This window comes from Bacillus sp. A015 (assembly GCF_053851875.1).
Genome location: NZ_JBSPZB010000021.1, coordinates 25,095 through 45,525, shown reverse-complemented (window position 1 = coordinate 45,525; position 20,431 = coordinate 25,095). Strand labels below are relative to the sequence as shown.

The window sequence follows — 20,431 nt, the reverse complement described above, 5'->3', positions numbered from 1 at the left end:
TTACTTTCTCGTCATCCCTTTTAAAGCAAATGCAATGTTTGCCGGCCGTTCTGCAAGACGTCTCATGTAGTAGCCATACCACTCCCGTCCATACGGGGTATAGATCCTCATTTGATAGCCTTCTTTCACAAGCGCTTGCTGGGTTTCTGATCTCATGCCATACAGCATTTGAAATTCGAACTGACTTGTCTGTATATTGTGTTTTTTCACAATATTTTTCGTGAACTCGATCATTTGATCGTCATGAGTCGCAATGGCTGTATAGTTCCCTGTCAGTAATTGCTTTTCGATCAGCTTCTTATAATTCTGATCGACATCTTTTTTGATTGGATACGCCACTTCGGCGGACTCCTTATAGGCACCCTTTACTAGTCTTAAAAATGGCTGTAACTCATTTAGGTCATCAAGATCCTTTTCTGTTCTGTACAAATACGCCTGAAGAACCGTACTGACATACTCATATTGAGATTTCATCTCTTTAAAAATGTCCAGCGTTTTTTGACAGCGCTGTTCATCCTCCATATCAATTGTCACCATGATACGATGCTTCTCTGCCACATCTAAAATGCTTTTCATATTGCGATACACAAGGTCATCGTCAATATCTAGTCCAAGTGATGTCATTTTGAGTGACACGTGGGAATTGAGTTTCGCCTCTGCAATTCGCTGAATGGTTTGAATACACTCATTCGTCCGCTCATTTGCAATCTCTGCCTTTGTGACAAACTCACCAAGGTGATCGACTGTTACGGCCATACCTTGATTATTAAATCGTTTGATCACAGGGATAGCGCTCTCAAAATTCTTCCCCCCGATGATCTTCTTTGATGCAACAGCACTTCCCCAATTACGAGCAATATGGTTCAAGAGACTGCTCTTTGACAAAAACAAGAAGAAATTTCTTGTGACCGACTCCATAAAGGGCACCTCCCACTCTTTGTAAGCTATGTCTTTATTGTAAGGCTCATGAGCTGTCCGCTACAATATTTGAAGATGACAAAAATTCTGACTTTTTTTGTGGTTTTATCACAATAAGAGATAAAAAAGAGCCTGCCGCTAACCGGCTGGCTCTTCCTCGCTTACGCCCACACCTCATCAAGGGTAGAGTGCAGTAGCTCATTTAATTCTTCAGTTAGATTGTCTTTCGGCTGATTGTAGCTTTTCACCAATTCATGAAAGCGAGCCAGCTCTTTGTCGATAAATGGATGGACATAGGCGAGGCGGTTCTCTAAATCCATTTCTTCTCCATCCATTTTGCGTTTGAGCAGCTCATGAATTTCAGCTAAAAGCGGTCCATCCTCCACCAGTTCCTCTAGAAGTTCATGAAAATCTATAGGAGGAACCGTCCGGTAGCGTTCAATCCACTGACAGGCAAGCAGAGGACGAAGCACATAAAAGTACTTCTTGATTCGCACCTGCTCTCCTCGTAAATATTGACTTTCATTCCGCTTGGCCATATTGAGATAGTGATACATCAATGCTGCTGGATAAAACGCTCGATCCTTTAATTCTCTTAGCTGCTTTGCCAAAGAGAAAGATTCAGCATAGATAATATCAGAAGACAGCCATTCCATAATGGATGGATTTGATTTATTGAATAAGCGCAGCGCCTTTCTAAGCTCCCAGCCGCTCATATCAAGCTCGTCATCAATGGGCAGCTCAATGACATCACGATGTTCTTCAATCGACCAGTACCATTCCTTCCGAGGAACGTATAAAAAACGAACATCATAATCACTGTCAGTCGAGGGGAATCCCCATGCCCTGCTGCCTGATTCGACGGCAAGACAAATCTTGACGTCATACGTTTCTTCGATGATTTTCAGCTCTTCCTTGATTCTCTCTCTCAAGCGTCCATCAACTCTTTCTTTAGAATTCTGCATGACTTCTTCACGTTTTGGGAAAATACGAATAAGACATATATGAAAAAGGAGTTGGATCTGATGTCTATATCTCGCATCATGAAATGGATCACTGGAATTTTTGAAGCCTGCCTTGCCATCCCTGTGATTGGAGGACTATTTGTCATCAGCAATGGCTATACACCGCTCATGGTCATGCTTATTCTGCATATTATCACACTCGTCTTATCGAAGCGAGACCAAGGACCAATGATTGGAAGTATCATCGGAATTGTCACATCCTGCCTGGCCTGGATTCCGATTCTCGGATTCATCCTGCATATCATCACTGCTCTTGTCCTCATCATCACTGCTTTAATGACTGATGAAAAAACAAGACAGAACTCGAGTTATTGAAAAAGAGGCCCTCACTCTGAGCGGCCTCTTTCAGATTGTTGACAAAGGGCTAAAATGATCTTTATTTTAGCCCTTTGTCTTTTCAGCATGATAGAAAACCTTTGAATTCTAGGAAGGACGAGTACTGGAGCGGAGCGAATTTGACATTCGTGAGCACCAGCGCGCAGGACTGACAACGAATGCGAGGGTTTGTCTACACGCTGAGAGGCCCTCACTCTGAGCGGCCTCTTTCTTTTTTATATAAGCAAATGCTTTTGTAAAAAGGACAGCTTCTCTGTTTGAAAAGCGGGTATGAACTCGTGCCCAAAATACCGATAAATCTTGAGCTCTTTCTCAGTTTCTAAATGGTTGTATGCCGCAAATACAGTAGATGGCGGTGTCACTTTATCAATCAGACCGATCGCCATCAATGTTGGCTGTTTCACCCAACCGGCTAAATTGATTAAATCAAAGTAGCTTAATGTCTCAAATACCTTTTCTTCAGCTTCTGGATCACTGTTTCTTCGAAGGTATGAATTGATTTCTAAATAAGGCTGCTCCAAGGCCACATCGACTGCACGTTCAAAGTTTGATAAATAAGGGTAATCAGCCACAACGACCTTCGGAATGTTTGAAAGTGCTGCAGCTGCAATGGCTAATGCGCCCCCTTGACTTCCGCCAATCACGCCGATGCGGTGCTGGTCAACTTCTGGGAAGGACTGAATGACTTCAAGTGCACGAACCGCATCTAAATAAACGCCGCGATAATAGTAGGTATCCTTTGATAAAATGCCTTTTGTCATCCACCCCAATGCGTGCCCGCCTGGTGTTACCGCCGTATCCTCACTGCCGCCTTGACCGCGAACAAGCATTCCGAACGTCGCATAGCCATGCAGCGCCCAGTTGACGATGTCATGAATGCCGCCGTCATAGCTGCCATTGTAGCCATGAAATTGAACAAGTGCTGGGTGCGGACCTGTTTGATCCGGGACAGCATACCAGCCTTCAATACGAGAATGCCCAAAGCTTTGATACGTCAGGCGGTACACTTTGACCCCTTTTGCTGGATAGTCGTAAGGTTCAAGTGCTTTTTTCGGCTCCACTTGATGCAATGCTTCAAGCGATGTCTTCCAAAAGGCAGAGAAATCAGGACGTGCTGTTTTCTTTGGTTTATATCCTTTTAACTCTTCTAGTGGTAAATCGAACAATTGCATATCATACTATTCCCCTTTGTTTTATTAGCTATATGTATCATATCATTGATTTCCTTACATAGACAGTCATTTTCACTCTCTTCTATCAATATAGACGAAACCTTCTGACATTTCTATTGGCAAAGATGACATAAACCTTTATGATAAAGAAACTGGCTTGAAGCCTAGATGCTCTCAGGCAGGACCAGCCTATACATTCATTCATGAAGGTGGATCATTCATGAATTTTTACATTTGCACGCAAACGAATAAAGGAGGAACCGTCATGAAAATCGCCCTTATCCAAATGGACGTACAAATTGGAGAACCTGATGTGAACTTTAAGAAAGCAGAAGCGTTTTTAGAAGAAGCGATCCGTCAACAGCCTGACCTGATCATTTTTCCCGAAATGTGGAATACCGGATATGCGCTAGAACAGGCAGATCAGCTTGCCGATGTAAACGGAGAACGCACGAAACAGCTCTTCTCTTCCTTTGCCCGCAAGCACCAAGTGTATCTCATCGCAGGAAGTGTATTGAATAAGCATGCAGAAAATGAAGACATCACCAACACGATGTATGTGTTTAACCGCCAAGGTGAGCTTGTATTAGATTATGATAAAATTCATTTATTCCGCTTAATGGATGAGCACAACTATTTAACCGCTGGTGATCAGCTTGGTTTATTTGACTATGGTGAAGATGTGAAGATCGGCGCGATGATCTGCTATGATCTCCGCTTCCCGCAGCTTTCCAGAACACTTGTGAACAAAGGTGCGAAGGTGCTCGTCAATACCGCCCAATGGCCGTCAGCAAGAGTGGACCATTGGCGGAGCCTGCTCATCGCAAGAGCCATCGAAAACCAATCATTTATGATTGCTGTCAACCGGACGGGCACAAGCAGGGACACTGAATTCCCTGGACATTCCATGGTGATTGACCCACTCGGCCGTATACTGCTTGAAACAAGCCATGACGAAGACATTCATTATGCAGAAATTGATCTTCAGCTAGTGGATGAAGTGAGACAACAAATTCCTGTCATGACAGATCAGCGTCTAGACTTATATTAAAAAACGAAATCTTCGTGTTTAATTAAACGTTTGTTTAGCCCTCTTCTATATAGAAAAAAGTCTACCCTAGACGGTAGACTTTTCAGATTGTTGACAAAGGGCTAAAATAAAGATTATTTTAGCTCTTTGTCTTCTTTTCAGCGTGATATGAGCACCGGAACGCAGGACTGACACCGAATGCGAGGGTTTGTCTACACGCTGTTTTTATTTCGAGTATAAATCCCAGCCAAGCTTGAGTGTGTCCACAATATAATTGGCGACTTCCTCAGCCTCTAAATGATCTGTTTCGACTCTTGAATTATGAAGGGCATAAATTTCCCGGCGCTCTTCAAACAGCTCTTTCATCTCGTCAATCGTCCGGTTGTGAAGAACAGGACGGTTTTCAATTAAAATATCCAGCCGCTGTTTCCAATTCTCCCAAGATAAATCGAGGAAAAGAACTGTACAATGCTTCAAGCAGGATCGTTTGATTTCTTCCTGTTTGAACGCACCGCCCCCTAGGGACACGATCTTCAGCTGAGTATGTTCACATAAATCGACGATATAATCCTTTTCAGCCTGCCTGAAGAAAGCTTCTCCTTTTTGCTGAAACATTTCTGGAATCGTCATGTTGTACTTTTTCTCAATCTCCTGATCGACATCAATAAAATCTCTATATAACTTTTTGGCGACGAGCTGCCCAATGGTTGTTTTACCAACGCCCATAAAGCCAATGAGGACAATATTTCGCTGTCTCACAGGGATTTCTCTATTGTTTTTCATGTTCGTGACACGTCCTCCTTACGACAAGGAATGCTACATAATGTTTCTATTATATGATAAATGGGCTGTGAAAAGATAGGCATTCTTAAAAATTGTGTTTGACAACGTAACCGAGCTGTTCGGAGAGCTTTTGGCGTGTGCCTTCACTTTTTGCTACAACTGAGGAATGACTTCTTCAGTAAATCTTTTCATCACGAAGTTTGTACAGGGCTAAAATGATCTTTATTTTAACCCTTTGTCTTCTTTTCAGCGTAATAGAAAACCTTTGCAGTCTAGGAAGGGCGAGTACCGGAGCGGAGCGAATTTGACATTCGTGAGCACCGAAACGCAGACCTGCGGGCGAATGCGAGGGTTTGTGTACACGCTGAACCCTCTCCTTCACTGGAGAGGGTTCCGGCATTTTCTTATTTCCACCAGTCATCAAACATTGAAGCTGGTACTTGGCGTTTATGTTCTGATTGAACATAGCGCTTTTCAATCGCTTCAGCAGCTTGATCGGAAACTGGTTTTCCTTCTAAGTAATCATCAATTTCATTGTACGTAATACCGAGTTCTGTTTCATCCGTTTGCTGAGGCTTGTCATCCAGCAGGTCGGCTGTTGGTTTCTTTAAGTACAGGCGTTCCGGTGCTTGAAGAGCTTCTAGCAGAGTCCGTCCTTGGCGTTTGGTTAGACCTGTGAGCGGAAGGACATCCGCACCGCCATCACCATACTTTGTAAAGAAGCCAGTCACTGCTTCTGCCGCATGATCTGTACCGAGGACAAGTAACCCTTCCTCTCCACCGATGGCATACTGTGCGATCATTCGCATGCGTGCTTTGACATTTCCTTTATTAAAGTCAGACAGCGGCTTGTTTGTTTCCTTTTGATACTGATCACTGAATGCAGCCACCGCAGGCGCAATATCGTATTTCCATGACTTGTCCGGCTGAATAAATGATAGAGCGAGCTGAGCATCGTCTTCATCCTGCTGCACGCCATGCGGTAGACGCACCGCAATAAAGACAGCATCTTCCTTTCCTTCTTGACGCAGCTCAGATGCAGCCAGCTGAGCGAGACGACCCGCAAGCGTCGAATCCTGTCCGCCGCTAATGCCGAGGACGAACCCTTTTGCGCCAGTCTTTTTCAAGTAATCCTTTAGAAATCCAACCCGTTTTTCGATCTCCTGCTTTGGGTCAATTGAGGGCTGCACATGCAACTCTTGGCTGATCTTTTTCTGCAAACTCATACACTTTTCCTCCTAAGCATCCTCTACATGAAGAGAACAGGTTTTACTCTCAATTCAATTGATTTGATAACGATTTTAGAAATTTAATTATACCATGTTTTGATAAAGGATATTTTTTTAGACGTTCCCCTTTTTCATAAATGATCAAACATTCACATGCGAAAGAGACCAAGTCGTTTGTGAATGGCCTTTCATTTTTCAATCAATTTCCACCCGTATGGATGTACAGCTTGCGCCATTACATTTGCCAATGTCAGCCGGGCATGCGGACACGGCCACAATGAGATCCATTTCCGCACGGAGGCGAATGTAGTCACCGGGCAGCGATTTTGGCAGCTCCACTGACAGCTTTCCTTTTTCATCAATGACTGTATTCATAAAAGCATTAAAAGGATAATACATATGCTCCTTCGGAATACCGAACGGCTCAAAGGCTGTCCGCAGATTATCGTAGCATGTATGCATGACCTCTAAGTGCGTTCGGCCATATAAGAGCTGATACATTTCTTGCCGGCAGGCAGGCATGTGCAAATCATGACATTCCACTGTATCTTCAATGACCGTAAACATCGGTTTATATAAATTAGAATAGAGCTTATCGCCCTTTTTCACTTTGGAGGAGAACAGGCTGTCCATTGTTGCGCCTTGATCAAATTTTTCATAAAAATCATTCTCATGATACGCCATCACATCTGCTACTTGCTGACCTTCGACATCAACCACTCGCATACATTGGCCTTTTCCTAAACGAAAGCCTTGTCCATCTTTTGGTAAAATGACGTATTCTCCGTTCATCACATGCACTCCTTTCCATGACAGTATGCCCAAAACCTCTCCCCGAACATGTATAAAAACAAGAGAGGATCACAAGCTAATGTTATTGAAGCGGAAAGGTGTTGCACATGCATTGAAAGAAGAACAATCTTTATCTTGGTGGCAGCTTTCTCTCATCGGAGTCGGCTGTACAATTGGCACTGGCTTCTTCCTTGGTTCCAGCATCGCCATTACAAAGTCCGGTTATTCCGTCTGTATTTCATTTTTACTTGCTGCAGTCGGCACATATCTTGTCTTTAAACATTTGGCTGCGATGACAGCCGATAACCCAGATAAAGGGTCGTTTTGTTCTTATGCTCGTAAAGCGTATGGACGCTGGGCAGGTTTTAGCAATGGCTGGGTGTATTGGTTTGCAGAAATGCTGATTACAGGAAGTCAGTTGACCGCGATTTCTCTTTTTACCCGTCACTGGTTTCCATCCGTTCCGCTTTGGGTGTTTTCTGCGATTTATTCGGCTCTTGCCTTGCTCGTGATTATCATTGGGCTTTCTTCTTTTCAAAAGACGGAAAACGTCCTTGCGGTGCTGAAGACCGGGGCGATCCTGCTGTTTATGATCCTCGCTGTCCTTGTCCTATGCGGTATTCTCACAGATCATAAACCGTCCCTGCATCTGCCAAACAAAGATCACGAATGGATGCCGATTGGACCGCTTGGTCTCTGGAATGGGTTGATTTATGCGTTTTACGCGTTCGGGGGAATTGAAGTGATGGGGCTGATGGCGTTTCATTTAAAGGACCCGAAGGATGCTGCAAAGTCTGGACGTGTCATGCTGATCATTCTAGCGGTCATCTATATCGTCTCGATCGGACTTGCTCTCTTGCTTGTACCAGTGACGGCCTTTAACAAGAACAGCAGTCCATTTATTACATCATTAGAGCCATTTCATTTATCAATTTTTCTTCATATCTTTAATGGCATTTTCATTATTGCCGGTTTTTCTACATTGGTTGCCTCTCTCTATGCGGTCACAACACTGCTTGGCACAATGTCAGAGCATCAAGATGCACCTGCTTGTTTTAAACAAAAAGACCCATCTCATGTCAGATGGTCTTCGATCATCTTAACCGCTGCAGGATTAATTGTCTCGATTTTGCTTGCACTCTTTTTGTCCAAACACATCTACGAGCATCTCACAACAGCAGCCGGTCTTACCCTTCTGTACACATGGGTGTTCATCCTGTTCTCAAGTAAAAAGCTATCAAAGCCATCCACTCGGCAAACGTGCGAAATGATTCTTGCGCTGCTTCTAATCGGAGCCGCCGTTTCAGGGACACTGACAGAGGCAAGCGGACGACCTGGCTTTTTTATCAGCCTTGGGATCATTGGAGTGATTGCCATCATGGTGCTAATTATGAGGAAAAAGTGGAAGCAGGATCAGACCGCATCATAATTTCATCATGTTTTTTAATGCAGTAAATGGACATTGGGCGGAGGCTGGTTTCTCCGCCTCTTCATCTGATAGAAAATATTGCTTCCACTCTACATTTTTCTGATCGCCGTACCATTTTAACGCAGGGTGTACATCTACTTGATCATACGCCTTGAGCCGCTTACGAACGAGTTTGCTCATTTTTTGCCCAAATGTAGTCGAACCATTCATCTTCTCAAACACCCACCTTGGCTGAAACGCCATCATGACATAAGGGAAATGTCGACTTTTTCGGAGACGATGAGCGGGTGTCGAGCACAAAATAAAATAAGGCTCCCCGTGAAAACAAAACTCCCATTCATGATGCTCAGGATCTGTTGGAATTTCCTCAGGCCATTTCATTTCATCCTTTTGATGTAATCGCTGAACCAGCTCCCAGAACCCCTCCTCAAACTCTTCAATCGAACGTTCTTGCAAATCCTGAGGCGTTTCAAAAAAGCAGATGAATGAAGCATATTGACCGGTTTGTCTTGAACAGCTTTGATAAGCCCTTAACAGCTCTGCAAGCTCATTGACAGCTTCTTCTCCCCTCGGGTCACCGACAAAACCATAACGTAAATGATCGAGGAAAAATCCTTGTCTTCCTGGTACACAAGGGAATGTATCTGCCTCATCTCCTACCATTTCTCCAAATTGCGTGAAAGCATCCTGCTTCCATTCTTCTAACGATCGTAGATTTTGTTCAAGGCCACTTTTTGCATACAGCTGGGCCATTTCCTTCCACCTCGTTTTAGCGTCTTCTCCATAGCCTATGAGGAAAAAAGGCTGTGGTGACTGTCCTTCAACGACTTTCCCTGCGCATCCATAAGGTGGAACTTTTGGTTCAATTGAGTCCAATTATGTATGATTTGACTAGTGTATGTAACCATCATGCTACTCCTTTTAATAGAGAGCGCACTCTCGCTTTAGTAACAAACAGATGACCTCGTAAAACCCTATGATCGGTTCTTCATCAAAAAGACGGAATCCAACAACCAATAAATGAAAGCGGCGTAAAAGCTAAACAGATAGACTTTGTAGCTAATAAATACGACAAATCCATAATCAATCCATAACGCCAAAGCCGAACAAACCACCCACACCCCAATAAAATAAACCAACAAATCACGGCCTCGAAACTTTTTAGAGTTTCGATGTAAAACAATTTGTATCGGTGCAGCAAAAATCACATAAGCAATCAAAATCAAAAGACTGGTTATCTCCATATAACTGAAGCCCATTTCAGGCGGGGTGAATAGGATGGTATACACAAATGTCGCTGAAATGACAGACAACATCAGCATACATGCATAGTTGAATACTGGCAGAAAAATGCGCATGGCAGAAGCTCCTTGAATCAATTTTATATTCCACCATTATTCAAGAATGTTCTATGTCTGTCAATCCTTACAAAAAATAAACTGATTGCGTCAGTCTGTTTTTCAACATTTCTACCCAATCAATGCCATAATCCCTTGATACCCAAAATAGGCACCGAAGCCAAGTAAGGATAGACCTGCAAGAACAGATAAGCCATGTAAAATACGCTCATTCAAGTAGCGCCTAAACGTACTGGCAAGTAACGCCATACTGAAATCCCATATGAGCAAGCCGATAAAAATAGCCATGCTGTACAACAGCATTTGGGAAGCCCCATACTTTTCGATCGTATTGGCCAAAATACTGCCATAGATTCCAAGCCAAAATAAAATACTGAGCGGATTGGAAAGAGAAATGAAAAATCCCGTCATGAACGACTGACCGATTGACGTGTTTCCTCCGTCCTTCTTTGGACTCTCCTGCAAATTGACTTTACGCAGACTCTCAATGCCGGTATAGGTCAGAACGAAAAAGCCAAACAGCCACAAAAAGATTTTCACAAGAGGTGCGGTCAAAAGCTGGGCGACACCAAAATATATGAGGAGCATATAGACAATATCCGCAGCCATAGCCCCCACACCAAAAATCCACGCGTGCCAAAATCCACTTTTAATCCCTCTGTCGATTTGGGCTGCATTGACTGGCCCAACAGGCGCTGAAAGTGACAACCCTAAAAAGATATAACCAAAAAACACCGCCACATAGACGTCCTCCTTTTGATGCTGACTTGTACATGTTATTCAAACTTTCTGTGTTTTAGTACAAGTCCCTTGTCATCTTTTCAGGCGGACTCAAAAAAAGAGGAGCCATTGGGTAAGCTGCTTACCGATCTGCTTTCAGCGCCGACTGCTGCGGAAGTGCCGTTTCTCTTTTCCTGGAGCGATTCATTTGAATGGCAGCTGCAAACAGGAGAACGGCTAAGAAGGCGAAAACAAAGATGGCACTTGCCGCTCCTGCCCATTCAAGACTAAATCCAATCAAGAAGGACAAGCAGGCTCCGCCCAAACTCGCGGCAGCAATAAAATAACTCGTTGCCTCGTCGATGGCATTTTCAATCATTAATGCAGATGCAGTCAGCGCGATTGGAAACATGCCAGCTGCGCACAAGCCGATGAAAAAGATGAGAATCAGCTGCACGGCTATATGGGTTGTCAGTGCAAATACAACGAGCAGCAGGATCATGAGAGCCGCACTGAGCTTTAAAAAACGCAGCGGATGCAGCTGATCTGCCTTTCTCGCAATCACGGTTCTACCGATGACAATCGCCGTCCAAAAAGTGGAGACAGCAAAGAGACCCCAATTGTCCCCCCCTTTTTCCAGCATGATAGACGGCAAAAAGTTCGCAAAGTTCGTTTCAATCCCTGCATAGAAAAAAGCAAAGCATATCATGAGCACGACAATCATTCGATTGCTGCGTTCAACAAACAAAGACGGTTTCTTCATCTCTTGAGAAGGAGCTACCATCTGCCCATGAGGCAATTTGTTCATAAAGACAAGCCAGAGCATGAGGAAAAATGTCAGCGCACCCACCTGAAATAAAAACACATAATGCCACGTCTGTTCTGTGACGGTCAGCAGAATCAAAAGAGGGAATAGCAGTGCACCCAATCCAAAAAAGACTTCCATGATGCTAATTCGTTTAGCACTGTTTGCCATTGAAATCACATACGCCCCAGCTGTTGTCTCAAGACTGCCCGCACCGCTCCCAAGAAAAAAACCTGCCAGCACAAGCGTTGTCCAGCCCGGCACCAAAAGCCCAAGGAGAAGTGAGCCGATCATCAGCAGCAAACCCATGGTCAGAACAGCGCCATAGCCTTTTTTTCTCACAAGAATGGGGGATAAAAGAACACCTGTCAAAAAACCAATAAACTGAAAAAAGATTAAAGAAGATAATTCCCCGGGACCCTTATCATAACTGGACAGCAAATAAGGAGTTAAGCTGCCAAAAAACACATGAATGGTCCCAATAAAAAAATAAAAGACACAGCCAAAATAAAACACCTTTTTCATCTTTTCACTTCCTCTAAAAAGGAGCGGAGTCATAAAATCCTCCGCTCCATCTCTTTAATATGCACGGGCAGACACGACAGCCTCTTCCCTCTCGAAGCACGTATTGAGCGCAGCCTGCGCACGATATCCATCTTCAAAATCAGCCACTTTCATATGAGATGGGTATGGATCTGTATTCATCCAATGCATCAGCTGATCACGGAACGTATCGGACCATCCGTAAAATTCATTTGGCGGATCAGTCAGCAGGGTTTGCGGCATTTGATGACATTCTACACTTAAACCATCACTGATTTCATATTCGTTTTTCATGTTCGTATGGTATTTGAATACCTTGTCATGGCCAATCACTTCTACACTAAATCCACATTCCTCAGACTGCGAGCTTTTAGACGTCACCAAATGAAAGAACACTTGATTCTCCATTTGACCAAAAATTTCGGTATGATCATCGACCTGCACCTTTTTCTCTTCTTTTTCCTTTATATGTGTCAGCATCTTCGTGTTAAGAGATTCTTTTTTCATTTCACTGCCAAATAAGTACCACAGCATATCAATCAAGTGAATCCCAAGATCTCCCAGGGCGCCGCTTGTACGCAGACTCTCGCCGCTGTCTCTCCACGAAAATGTTTTTCTCCTGAGGGCACTATTTTTCTTAAAGTGTGTCCTGACTGTTAAAATTCGGCCCAATTCACCGTTGGCAATTAAGTTCTTCAAAATATTTACAAAGGATAAGTAACGATAGTTAAAGCCCATACTGGCCTGAACCTGGAATTGTTTGGCTGTCTCCACCATTTCCTTCGCTTCTTTCAACGAAACAGCCATCGGTTTTTCACACAAAATCGGCTGTCCCGCTCTTAGCGCCTGAAGGGCATGGTCCTTGTGACAAAAGTTAGGGGAAGCAATAATCAACCCATCAGATGCATCCGCTAGCGTATCGATACTTGAATACACCCGCCCGCCGTACTGTTTAATGAATCCCTGTGCGACTGATTCGTGCAAATCATAGACTCCGGATAATTCTGCACCTTTGATCGTTGATAATGCTCTTGCATGTGCTTTTGCAATATTCCCTGCTCCAACAATTCCAATTTTCTTCATGAATGTGCCTCCTCATGTTTATACATCACTGTTTTCAGTGTTTCGTAGATTCCTTTTGCATACCCATGATGACAAATTTGGTGATGGTGCCGTTTGGCCTCGGCCGTCGCATTTTGAACGAGAAACCCGTGCGTGACGGATTGAAGCATCCGCAAATCGTTCCCACTATCACCAAAGGCAAAGCCTTGGTCTTTTGATAGATCATATTGACTCAGCATAAAGCGGACAATTTCATCCTTTCCTGTCCCGACTGGTAAAAAATCGACATCATAGCAATCCGCAGGGTCTCCTGCGAGTGGGTTGCATTTGTTGATGTTGACTGCCACACCCCGCTCTTTGGCAAGTGTTTGTATGAACGAGAGATGATGAAGATCTGTCCGTTCATTCTGCTCCTGATAATAGAAATTTTTCTTATATCCTGAGCTGCCCAGCTGCGTTTGCGGCCTGAGGGTAATCCCCTTTTCACGTACGGTTTGCAGGATGTCTTCGATTTTTTCATCTGAAAAACCCTGCGCATCCAGCCGTTTCATCCATTCCGCATCTGGCTGTCCAAAATGAGCATCCGACGTATACACAATTTCAGTCCCTAAGTTCGACGCAATGAAATGCGGAAATTGGCTGAAGCCGCCTTTTTCCATTTTGCTCGTGACAGAATCGAGGCTGCTTCCCGTTACCCAGCCCAGCATGAGCTGCCCTGCTTCGCTCTTTTCTGCCACAAATGCTTCCAGCCGCTTTACATCCTCTCTCTGCTTCTCCGTCATCCCGTGAGAATAATAGGTTTCATCAAAGTCACAGAAGACGATCCACTGAGGGTTCTGCGGCTGATTTAACAGCTCTTTATTGAATGGAAGATTTGATAACATGACGGACCCCCTCGATGACTTTCTCCTGATCTTGCGGCGGCATTCCTGGATAAAGCGGCAAATGGAGCAATTGCTGTGCTGCTTTTTCTGTGTGCGGAAGCGTCGTTTGTTTATACTTTTTAGAAACAAGATTTGTTTGATGCTGATGCGATAGAATTGGGTAATAGACATCTGTCTCTATGCCCATCTCCAGCAATTGCGCCGCCAGCTCATCTCGGTCTCCTTTCAGCACCCTGATTGGGAATAGATGCCATACATGATCATCCGTCAACTTCGAAAGCTTAATATACCCTTCATCCTCAAGCGTTTGCAGCTGATCAATGTATCGCTTTGCTAAGTAAAAACGTTTAAAGTTTTGCAGACCTAAATACTTCATCCTTTCTAGTCCGATCGCTGCCTGCAAGTTATCGATCTTGGAATTAAAGCCGTAGTCACTGCGTTTGACATTTTTCTTTCCAGGTTCAAAGCCGTGATAGCTGATCTCCATGCATTTTTCGGCTAAGGCTTTATCATTCGTTGCGATGGCTCCTGCCTTTCCGCAGACTCCGAGATTTTTGTATGGGTTAAAGCTGAGAACAAGTCCATCTCCAAATGCCCCAAGGTCGCTGCTGCCAATCGCCTGACAGCCATCCTCAATGATTTTCAGACCATGCTGCTTCGCAATTGCCGAAATGGCCTTCATATCCGCTTGCTTTCCATATAAATGAACCGGAAGAATGCATACCGTCTTATCCGTGATATGCTTCTCTATTTCACTCGGTGCCAGACAGTAGGTGTCTGGGTCAATATCGGCAAAAACCGGAGCAGCCCCAATGGCAAGTACTGCATTTTCTGTTGCAGCAAAGCTATTGGCTGGCAGAATGACCTCGTCTCCTGGATGGACGCCTGCTGATATGAGGCTGATCATGAGGGCATCTGTTCCACTTGACGTGGCAATGACATATTTTTTCCCTAAGTACTCAGCGAGCGTTTTTTCAAAACGTGGAATATATGGCCCTGAGGTAAAACGGCCAGAATTCAATACTTCTTTCAACACCTGCATAATATCATCGATCTCATCCTCTGAAATCAATTTATCAACTGGCAGGAATGGTATCTTTTTTTCCTTATTTTGTTTATAATGGAAGAGAATTTTTTCCAAGCCCGCGCGCTCAATATCTTGCTCCAGGAACGTCACCAGCTTTTCATTCGCTAGATGCTTTTCAACTGAATCAGACTTTACTTGAACACCTTGATTGATCATATCCAGCAAAGGTAGATAATCCTTGCTTTTACCTGATATCTTCGTCAATATTTGCATTCCATTCCCTCCAATTAGTCAATTCCATTTGTTAATATTTAACTTGTTTCACATTGTAAATGATGTTATCGATTTCAGAACAATAACTTTGTGTAAAGGATTTGTTAATATGTGTACAATTTATGAAATTGCCAAGCGCTGCGGGGTTTCAACCACTACTGTTTCTAGGGTGCTGAATCATCATCCATATGTGTCAGAGGAAAAGCGGCAGCACATTTTACAGGTGATGAAGGAAATGGAGTATACACCGAGTTCAGCGGCTCGCACCCTTCGTTCACATCAGACAAAGACCATTGCTGTGTCTGTCCCGGCTGTGGACCATCCTTTTTTTGCACAATTGATTAAAGGCATTTCAAAGGAAGCACTGGATCAAGGGTATAAAGCTATCGTGCTCCAGACGTTTTACCAAGAATCACTAGAGATTGAAGGGCTTCAATTATTAAAAAGAAAAGAAGTAGATGGTGTCATCTTGGGGGCATTAGAAAATAAGTGGGAAAAGATCGAGCCATTTTTAGCAAACGGCCCCATTGTCATGGCGAATGAATATCATCAAACAGCAGACATCCCGATTATTGGATACGATGAGCGCGAAGCCGCCTATAAAGCTGTTGACTATTTGATTCGGTCAGGACGTAAATCGATTGGGTTTTGCTTTGATACAGAAAGTAGTGAGGCACAGAAACAAAGAAGACAGGGCTATCTTGATGCGCTTTCTGCTCACGATTTGCCGCTAAATGAAGATTGGCTGTTTGGGGAAGCCTTTACCATTGAAGACGGCTTTCGCTTAATGGATTTGATCCATGGCATGCCGGATACACCTGATGCGATTTTTACCGGCAATGATCAAGTCGCAGCAGGGCTCATTAAACAGGCCATTTCATATGGTTATCAAATCCCCGAGGATCTAGCGGTTATCGGCTACGACAACCAAGACATTTGCGAGGTGACGGCTCCAACGATCACCACCATCGACATCCCGATCGTAGAGCTTGGCCAGCGGTCTGTGCAGCAAATGATCCAGCTCCTGCAAGACCAAAAACCATTACAGCGTGAACATATTCAGCTGCCTACCCGGCTCGTGACAAGAGAATCTACATAAACAAAAGAAGAGACTGAGATGACTCTCAGCGTGATAGAAAACCTTTGAAGTATAGGAAGGACGAGGAGCGGAGCGAATTTGAGATTCGTGAGCACCGGCACGCAGGACTGACACAGAATGCGAGGGTTTGTCTACACGCTAAAAGACTGAGATGGCTCTCAGTCTTTTTTAAAACCTATACAAATTGAGCAAGAATGAACGTCCATATACACACGATGGCAAGCAGGATGACGCTGTACTTCACTGTCTTTTGGAATAGCTCAGATTCTTTACCTGTTTCTCCAACGGCTGCTGTAGCGATGGCGATTGATTGTGGAGAAATTAACTTCGCCATGACCCCACCGGTCGTATTCGCACCGATTAACAAACCTGCCTGTGAGCCGATTTGAGAAGCAGTAACCGCTTGAAGGTTACCGAATAATGCGTTGTTACTCACGACAGATCCCGTAATAAACACGCCGATCCAGCCAAGTACTGGGCTGACAAGCGGGAACAAATCGCCTGTTTTTGCAAGCGCAAGTCCAATTGCAGAGCTCAGTCCGGCAAAGTTCGCCAAGCCTGCAAAGCCCATGATAAAACAAATGGTGAGAACAGGTACCCACAGCTCCTTCACCGCTGCTTTTAAGCAGGCAGCGCCTTCTGTTAATTTAATATGTTTACTAAACAATCCTGTCAGCATGACCGCAATGAAAATGGCAGTACCTGTTGCACTGATGACATCAATTTTAAAGATCGCATCAATGGGGGTTTCTGTTTGTGCAATTGGTGGTAATTTCACAATTTGCTGATGTAGAAACGGCATTTTCACTAAAACCGTCGTCCAGTTGAGTGGTCCTCCTACAGCAAACAATGCTTTAAATGCTGGCAGACTCCATACAGTAATAACGGCAGTTAAAATATAGAATGGAGACCATGCTTTCAAGACTTCAACTCCGCGATACGTGTGTTTCTGTTCAATGGCTGGTGCTCCTTCTTCACGATAAATGTGTTTTGGCTGCCATTTTCGAAGAAATAAAGCCAAAATTCCCATACTTGCTAAGGCTGAAATAATGTTGGCAAGCTCAGGACCCATCGTCACCATCGTTACAGCTTGCAAAATCGCATAACTTCCACTAACAACAAGCAAGGCTGGCAGCGTTTCTTTGATCCCTTTGAAGCCGTCTACAATCAGAATGAGTAGAAACGGGATACAGAAAGAAATAAATGGGATCGTATACACAAGGGTTTGAGATAAAGCGAGCGGCGTCATATTGCCCATTTGCGCCCCTGTAATGACTGGGATGCCCACTGCACCAAATGCGCCAGACGCAGCATTGGCAATTAAGCAGAGCATTGCGGCTTTAAGTGGTTTAAATCCAAGCTCTGTTAAGAGGGCGGCACTGATCGCTATCGGTACCCCAAACCCAGCTGCTCCTTCTAAAAATGCGTTAAAACTAAAACCAATTAATAAGAGCTGAAGACGTTGATCTTGAGATATTCCTGCAATACTAGAACGAATGACATCAAATTTTCCAGATGTCACAGCAATTTTATAGAGCCATACGGCCATGATGACGATATATCCAATCGGCCACAGCCCATTAGATATACCGAGCAGCACAGCAGATAGTGCCTTTTCAACTGGCATATGAAAGAAGAAAACAGCTGTTACAAAACTGACGATTAAGGTAAAACAAGCGGCTAAAACACCTTTTAACTTAAATACGGTTAATGCAAGTAGAAAAAATAAAATTGGAAGCATTGCCACCAATGCACTCACGAACTCATTACCAAACGGATTATATATTTGCTGCCACATAGTGATTCATCCTTTTCTGCTCAGATAGGTTGCCTTTGATTGATTAAAAATGAGGAGCCAAAATCTCTTTTAGCACATTCACACTGTGTGCGAACTTTTCTTTTTCTGTCTCGTTCAGTGCAAGCTCCATAATTTCTGTTGCACCATTTCGGTTCACAAGGGCAGGTACACCAATGTAGACATCTTCTGCTCCGTACTCTCCATCTAAATAAGTGCTGACAGTCAAAATGCTGTTTTCATTGTGCAAGATCGCTCTTGTGATGCGGGCTAAACTCATCGCTACGCCGTAGTAAGTGGCACCTTTTTTCTCAATAATTTGGTATGCGGCGTGACGGACATTTTCCATGATTTCATCTAAGTCTTCTTGTTTGTATTGATCATTTCTCTTCATTAATTCTGTAATCGGTACACTCCCGATATTCGCATGACTCCAAACAGCAAGCTCTGTATCACCATGCTCTCCAATGATGTACGCATGCACGTTGTGTGCCGCTGCTTCAAAATACTCACTGAGCATGTATCTAAATCTTGCGGTATCAAGAGTGGTCCCACTACCAATCACTCGTTCTTTTGGAAGTCCACTGAATTTCCAAGTGGCATATGTCAAAATATCAACAGGGTTTGTGGCAACTAAAAAAATGCCATCGAATCCGCTTTTCATCACATTGTCTACAATGCCTTTAAAGATATTTAAATTTTTCTCAACAAGGTCAAGTCTCGTTTCACCTGGCTTTTGGTTCACTCCAGCACAGATACACACAATATCTGCATCCTTACAATCCTCATAATCTCCATACCACGTATTCACAGGATGCGGGGCAAATGCTTTCCCGTGGTTTAAATCCATTACGTCACCCATTGCTTTATCTTGATTCAGATCAATCACAACCAATTCGTCTGTGATCGCTTGATTTATTAATGTAAAGGCATAACTACTGCCGACGAAACCTGCTCCAATAAGTGCTACTTTGTTTACTTTTTCGTTTGTCATGTTTCCTCATCCTCCTGAGTAAAACTAGGTTGCTTTTATTTGTGAAGTATTTCACATTATTATTGTGCAACATTTCACAAACTTTTGCAAGAAGGTGACTCAAAAAAATATGTAGCGAATTTGTGAACAAACTTATTGTGGTTTCAAACCCACTGTTTCCATACTATTTCCACAAGAAAAAAGCTGCCAAACTCTCTTCAGCAGCTTCATACATGTTTAATAAGGTCCCCAGTTGATCATCACTCCGATACAAATAAACACAAGACCGATGACAAACCAAATGAGCGCAAGCGGCACCATAAAACGCAGCCACTTCACATAAGGAATACCACTTGCAGCAAGCACAGCCATCAACACACCTGAAGTAGGATTGATACAGTTGACCACTCCTTCTCCAAGCATGACTGCTTCTACAGCTACTTGTCTGGTGATGCCCATTAAATCAGCCAGCGGCGCAAGAATCGGAATAAAGACAACAGCTTCTCCTGACCCTGATGAAATCAAAAAGTGAAGGAGCGCACTCGCAATATACATCCCGATCGCACCAGCAATTGGACTAAATCCTGTCAGCATACTCGCCAAGCCATTGACCACTGTATCAAGCAATTTACCGTTTTCTAGAATAACTGAAATGAAGCGTGCCATCCCGACAATAAGTGCGCCGTATACAAGGCTTTGACAGCCGACAATAAACGTTTTCGCAATATCATTGGCTGCTAATCCGCCGAGCAGTCCAGCAGCAATTGCCATAAAAATGAACACACCCGCCATTTCCTTATCGGTCCAGCCAAGTTGAAGCGCACCATATAAAAAGCCACCCGTCTTTTCTTAAAGCGGGTGGTCTACTTTATCACGACCATTTAAGCATTCAAATCTGTCATCGCTGGGACGTTGATTTCTTTCACACAAGATACCCTTGATAAATGAATCACGCATCTCGCAAGCTCTCCTAGATTGATGCAGGTCACGGATATTTTATCTTTTCTCACATGCTCTCTCAGTGCATTCACAATCCCGCGCAATCCAAATTTAGACGCTACAAAGGAAACCTGCGGCAGGTTCGTATGGTCGAGTCCCGCAGTAGAGCCAATCACGAGGATCTTTCCATTCTCAGATTTCCTTACGTGCGGAAGCAATGCTTGGATGTAGGTAATTCA

The 20,431-nt window shown here is 43.8% G+C and carries 19 protein-coding genes and 2 pseudogenes; 4 read left to right on the top strand and 17 right to left on the bottom strand.

Features of this window, described 5'->3' with window-relative positions; genetic code table 11:
* Positions 1–918, bottom strand: coding sequence for a proline dehydrogenase family protein (locus ACSLGF_RS15700; protein WP_456007046.1), 918 nt, complete (start codon positions 916–918; stop codon positions 1–3).
* A 161-nt stretch (positions 919–1,079) separates the two neighbouring features.
* A complete protein-coding gene (locus ACSLGF_RS15695; RefSeq protein WP_456007044.1) occupies positions 1,080–1,883 on the bottom strand; it encodes a nucleotidyltransferase domain-containing protein in 804 nt (267 codons plus the stop codon).
* A gap of 60 nt (positions 1,884–1,943) precedes the next feature.
* On the opposite strand from ACSLGF_RS15695, the gene ACSLGF_RS15690 reads away from it, so the two are divergent.
* The gene (locus ACSLGF_RS15690) at positions 1,944–2,258 is read left to right on the top strand and encodes a hypothetical protein (RefSeq protein ID WP_456007042.1); all 315 of its coding nucleotides are present in this window, start codon (positions 1,944–1,946) and stop codon (positions 2,256–2,258) included.
* A gap of 236 nt (positions 2,259–2,494) precedes the next feature.
* Here the strand turns inward: ACSLGF_RS15690 and ACSLGF_RS15685 are convergent, their stop codons facing one another.
* Positions 2,495–3,451, bottom strand: a complete 957-nt coding sequence (locus tag ACSLGF_RS15685; RefSeq protein WP_456007040.1) for an acetylxylan esterase — start codon at positions 3,449–3,451, stop codon at positions 2,495–2,497.
* A 265-nt stretch (positions 3,452–3,716) separates the two neighbouring features.
* Between ACSLGF_RS15685 and ACSLGF_RS15680 the strand changes: the two genes are divergently transcribed.
* Complete coding sequence (locus ACSLGF_RS15680; RefSeq protein WP_456007082.1) at positions 3,717–4,502, top strand: carbon-nitrogen family hydrolase; 786 nt, start codon at positions 3,717–3,719, stop codon at positions 4,500–4,502.
* Positions 4,503–4,706: 204 nt separating this feature from the next.
* Here the strand turns inward: ACSLGF_RS15680 and ACSLGF_RS15675 are convergent, their stop codons facing one another.
* The 3 genes from ACSLGF_RS15675 to ACSLGF_RS15665 all read right to left on the bottom strand — a co-directional run bounded on the left by ACSLGF_RS15675 (position 4,707) and on the right by ACSLGF_RS15665 (position 7,285).
* A complete protein-coding gene (locus ACSLGF_RS15675; RefSeq protein WP_456007038.1) occupies positions 4,707–5,264 on the bottom strand; it encodes a shikimate kinase in 558 nt (185 codons plus the stop codon).
* A gap of 404 nt (positions 5,265–5,668) precedes the next feature.
* Entirely contained in the window at positions 5,669–6,490 is an 822-nt protein-coding gene (nadE, locus tag ACSLGF_RS15670; RefSeq protein ID WP_099726120.1) for an ammonia-dependent NAD(+) synthetase, read from the bottom strand.
* Between the two features lie 198 nt (positions 6,491–6,688).
* A complete protein-coding gene (locus tag ACSLGF_RS15665) occupies positions 6,689–7,285 on the bottom strand; it encodes a DUF1989 domain-containing protein (RefSeq protein ID WP_456007036.1) in 597 nt (198 codons plus the stop codon).
* 79 nt (positions 7,286–7,364) lie between these two features.
* On the opposite strand from ACSLGF_RS15665, the gene ACSLGF_RS15660 reads away from it, so the two are divergent.
* Positions 7,365–8,714: an amino acid permease gene (locus ACSLGF_RS15660; RefSeq protein WP_456007034.1), complete on the top strand. Its 1,350-nt coding sequence runs from the start codon at positions 7,365–7,367 to the stop codon at positions 8,712–8,714.
* Here the strand turns inward: ACSLGF_RS15660 and ACSLGF_RS15655 are convergent.
* From ACSLGF_RS15655 to ACSLGF_RS15625, 7 genes are all read right to left on the bottom strand, one after another.
* Positions 8,709–9,467 (bottom strand): YqcI/YcgG family protein, encoded by a 759-nt coding sequence (locus ACSLGF_RS15655; RefSeq protein ID WP_456007032.1) that lies wholly within the window; start codon positions 9,465–9,467, stop codon positions 8,709–8,711. The two genes, ACSLGF_RS15660 and ACSLGF_RS15655, sit on opposite strands and share 6 nt — an antisense overlap.
* 221 nt (positions 9,468–9,688) lie before the next feature.
* Positions 9,689–10,072 carry a UPF0715 family protein gene (locus ACSLGF_RS15650; protein ID WP_456007030.1) on the bottom strand — a complete coding sequence of 128 codons (384 nt, stop codon included), beginning with the start codon at positions 10,070–10,072 and terminating at the stop codon, positions 9,689–9,691.
* 111 nt (positions 10,073–10,183) lie between these two features.
* A complete protein-coding gene (locus tag ACSLGF_RS15645; RefSeq protein ID WP_456007028.1) occupies positions 10,184–10,813 on the bottom strand; it encodes a LysE family translocator in 630 nt (209 codons plus the stop codon).
* A 121-nt stretch (positions 10,814–10,934) separates the two neighbouring features.
* Complete coding sequence (locus tag ACSLGF_RS15640; RefSeq protein ID WP_456007026.1) at positions 10,935–12,122, bottom strand: MFS transporter; 1,188 nt, start codon at positions 12,120–12,122, stop codon at positions 10,935–10,937.
* A gap of 54 nt (positions 12,123–12,176) precedes the next feature.
* A complete protein-coding gene (locus tag ACSLGF_RS15635) occupies positions 12,177–13,223 on the bottom strand; it encodes a Gfo/Idh/MocA family protein (protein ID WP_456007024.1) in 1,047 nt (348 codons plus the stop codon).
* A complete protein-coding gene (locus ACSLGF_RS15630; protein WP_456007022.1) occupies positions 13,220–14,086 on the bottom strand; it encodes an HAD-IIB family hydrolase in 867 nt (288 codons plus the stop codon). Before ACSLGF_RS15630 ends, ACSLGF_RS15635 begins: the two co-directional genes overlap by 4 nt.
* Positions 14,061–15,386: a DegT/DnrJ/EryC1/StrS family aminotransferase gene (locus tag ACSLGF_RS15625; RefSeq protein WP_456007020.1), complete on the bottom strand. Its 1,326-nt coding sequence runs from the start codon at positions 15,384–15,386 to the stop codon at positions 14,061–14,063. Before ACSLGF_RS15625 ends, ACSLGF_RS15630 begins: the two co-directional genes overlap by 26 nt.
* Before the next feature lie 109 nt (positions 15,387–15,495).
* Between ACSLGF_RS15625 and ACSLGF_RS15620 the strand changes: the two genes are divergently transcribed.
* The gene (locus ACSLGF_RS15620; RefSeq protein ID WP_456007018.1) at positions 15,496–16,485 is read left to right on the top strand and encodes a LacI family DNA-binding transcriptional regulator; all 990 of its coding nucleotides are present in this window, start codon (positions 15,496–15,498) and stop codon (positions 16,483–16,485) included.
* 175 nt (positions 16,486–16,660) lie between these two features.
* On the opposite strand, the gene ACSLGF_RS15615 is transcribed toward ACSLGF_RS15620, so the two are convergent.
* From ACSLGF_RS15615 to ACSLGF_RS15600, 4 genes and pseudogenes are all read right to left on the bottom strand, one after another.
* Positions 16,661–18,283 carry an L-lactate permease gene (locus tag ACSLGF_RS15615; RefSeq protein ID WP_456007016.1) on the bottom strand — a complete coding sequence of 541 codons (1,623 nt, stop codon included), beginning with the start codon at positions 18,281–18,283 and terminating at the stop codon, positions 16,661–16,663.
* Between the two features lie 43 nt (positions 18,284–18,326).
* Entirely contained in the window at positions 18,327–19,274 is a 948-nt protein-coding gene (locus ACSLGF_RS15610) for an L-lactate dehydrogenase (protein WP_456007014.1), read from the bottom strand.
* A 216-nt stretch (positions 19,275–19,490) separates the two neighbouring features.
* Positions 19,491–20,090: pseudogene (locus ACSLGF_RS15605) on the bottom strand (YfcC family protein); the annotation flags it as partial.
* A gap of 44 nt (positions 20,091–20,134) precedes the next feature.
* Positions 20,135–20,428, bottom strand: a pseudogene (locus ACSLGF_RS15600) (SDR family NAD(P)-dependent oxidoreductase); the annotation flags it as partial.
* Positions 20,429–20,431 lie beyond the last annotated feature (3 nt).